This window comes from Ruminiclostridium sufflavum DSM 19573 (genome assembly GCF_003208175.1).
Lineage (GTDB): Bacteria > Bacillota > Clostridia > Acetivibrionales > DSM-1351 > Ruminiclostridium > Ruminiclostridium sufflavum.
Window position 1 is genome coordinate 1 of the sequence record NZ_QKMR01000046.1, and the last position, 2,754, is coordinate 2,754.

Genomic DNA, 2,754 nt, shown 5'->3' on the forward strand with positions numbered 1-2,754 from the left:
GGCGCGACTTGTTAGTCAGCAACCACTATCCTATAGGATTAAGCCCTATAGGCGTTAGACCGTGTAGTGTTAAAATGGCTGGACAAAGTAATTTGTCTAACTGTAACTTCGATAGGTGGAATGATGGAGTAACGCCCCGAAACGCCTACCCTGATACTCCGATTGGCGTTGCAAGATAGTAATTGCAGGGTCAAAAGCTCGGTGAAGTCGACTGAATGCACTCGCTATATCGACAACGGTAAAATGTAAATGTATCGTTATGGCAAAAGCAAGCCAGAGGTGGCTGTGGGTGTTAGGTCGGGGGTCTACAAAATATCTATGGTGAGAATGAATGAAAATTCTGACGAATATCCGAATGTAAGGGTCTACATTTTTGAGAAGCCGAAAAGGCTTCAGAGCAATTTGCTCGTGCGTGAGGTAAAGTAAAAATCGTAGTTATGAAATACCTTATTTCGTTACAGGCGAAAGCAAGCGTACAGGCTCACAGGATACACCTAAGGGTATATGCAAAGATAGGGGTTACGGAACAAGGGAATGTTAGAACACATAGAAATGAGTGCTATCTCAGTGTTAGCAGGGAAAATCTGTATGACACAACCTGCTTTTATCTAACTGAAAGCGGTGGCACGACCGATGAAGTTGTTGTAATGACAATGGAGGAACAGCCACCAGTCAAAACTAAAGAAAGGCAAACAAAACAATATTAAACAAGGTTCTCTTACGACTAAAAGATGCGGTAACTCCACAAAAGGAGTGAAACAGACTTGTTTGTAAAACACAGAAAGAAACAAAACTTACGAAACAATGAGTATTTCGACATGCAAAGCGTTTTCGACAAGTTGTACAGGCAATCTAAAAACGGTAAAAACTTCACTGATTTGCTTGATACAATTACATCGAAAAACAACATTTTACTTGCCTACAGAAATATAAAAAGCAATAAGGGCAGCAAAACAAGCGGAGTGGATAAGAAAAATATTGTGAATATCAATGACACTGATGTTTTAGCGTTGGTGGAAAATGTGCAAATGAAGTTCAAAAATTACAAGCCACAAAAAGTCAAGCGGGTAGAAATCCCCAAAGGTGACGGCAGTGGCAGAGTTCGTCCGCTTGGAATCCCTACCATAACAGATAGACTTATTCAACAGTGCATTTTGCAGGTGTTAGAACCAATATGTGAGGCGAAGTTCAGTGATAACAGTTATGGATTTAGACCCAACAGAGGTTGTGAAAACGCAATATCCAAAGCCATGCATTGTATGCAGCAGAAACATCTTCACTATTGTGTAGATATTGATATCAAAGGCTTTTTCGATAATGTGAATCACGCAAAGCTGTTAAAGCAGATGTGGACATTAGGCTTACAGGACAAAAACCTGCTTTGTATTATTTCAAAAATCCTCAACAGCGAGGTAATTCTGCCAGACGGAAAAATCATAAAAAGTGAAAAAGGCACGCCGCAAGGAGGAATTATCAGTCCGTTGCTCTCGAATATTGTACTAAATGAGCTTGACAAATGGGTTGAAAATCAATGGAGCACCAAAGACATAAAAGAGGTTACTCCCGCATTCAACTCTAATGGTCAGAGGAAACGGTCGAATGAATACGCAAGCATGAGAAATCGTACAAAGTTAAAGGAAATGCACATTGTCAGATATGCTGATGATTTTAAGATTTTCACCAAGGACTACCAGTCAGCCAAAAAGATTTTCGAAGCGGTCAAGCTATGGTTAAAAGAGCGTTTAGACCTTGACATAAGCCCCGAAAAATCCAGAATAACAAACCTAAAGAAAAATTACACTGTATTTCTGGGGTTCAAATTAAAGGTCGTGCCTAAAGGTGAAAAGAAGGTTGTCAAAAGCTATATATCTGACAAAGCTAAACGGTCTATCATAAATGCCCTTATAGAACAGGTGAAGAAATTAAAGCATTCACCTAACATTGGTTATGAGATATGGTTGTACAACAGCAAAATTATTGGTTTCCACAACTATTATCAAATAGCCACGCACTGTAATATTGATTTTAGGAGTATTGCATTTATCGTAAGTAGAGCCTTAAAACATAGCATAAAGCTAAAACGAGCAGGAAATCCAAGCGGATATATCAAGGAAAAGTACGGCGGTAGCAAGCAGCTACGATTTGTTGGGCAAACAGCGGTTGTACCGATAGCGTATATTCAAAATCGTACACCGTTAGATAAAAGGGTGGTCATTAACAATTATACCGTTGAGGGCAGAGCAGAAATTCATAAAGCCCTTGCTGGTGTAAATATGGCAACCTTACAATGCCTGATGGAAAATATCTTTGATGGACAGCGTGCTGAATTTTATAACAACAAGATTGCGCTATACAGTGGTCAGAACGGAAAGTGCTTCATCACGGGTGAAACGCTTGAAATCGGAAATATGCACTGCCATCACAAAACGCCGTACCATAAATGCAAAGATGATAGTTATAGCAATTTGGTGCTTGTAACAATGAATGTTCACCAGTTGCTTCATGCAAAAAAGCCGGAAACAATCCAGTTTTATCTGGATATCATTAAACCGGACAAAAAGCAGATGACTAAAATTAACCGCCTAAGAAAAATGCTTGAGTTGGCAAGTATTTAAAATAACGTGTTTAGTTTCAGATATAGTTTAAGTTGCAAAATTTAGTTTTGATAGAACGCCGTGTGCGGGGAAATTCGCACGCACGGTGTGGAGTGGGGGAAAAGTTAGAGATGATATCAAAGACTTACCTATCACTATG

At 39.4% G+C, this 2,754-nt stretch carries 3 protein-coding genes; all 3 read left to right on the forward strand.

From position 1 onward, the window contains the following. The first annotated feature begins 285 nt into the window (after positions 1-285). The 3 genes from LY28_RS19305 to ltrA are packed head-to-tail and all read left to right on the forward strand — an operon-like array spanning position 286 to position 2,615. Positions 286-426 carry a hypothetical protein gene (locus tag LY28_RS19305; RefSeq protein ID WP_165835637.1) on the forward strand — a complete coding sequence of 47 codons (141 nt, stop codon included), beginning with the start codon at positions 286-288 and terminating at the stop codon, positions 424-426. A gap of 11 nt (positions 427-437) precedes the next feature. Continuing rightward, positions 438-707: a hypothetical protein gene (locus tag LY28_RS18780; protein WP_110463691.1), complete on the forward strand. Its 270-nt coding sequence runs from the start codon at positions 438-440 to the stop codon at positions 705-707. 57 nt (positions 708-764) lie between these two features. Further along, a complete protein-coding gene (gene ltrA / locus LY28_RS18785) occupies positions 765-2,615 on the forward strand; it encodes a group II intron reverse transcriptase/maturase (protein ID WP_479692097.1) in 1,851 nt (616 codons plus the stop codon). The last annotated feature ends 139 nt before the right edge of the window (positions 2,616-2,754 follow it).

What these genes read in the sequence shown, in the direction of transcription:
- LY28_RS18780 (WP_110463691.1), top strand. Translation starts at nt 438, where the DNA reads ATGAAATACCTTATTTCGTTACAGGCGAAAGCAAGCGTACAGGCTCAC.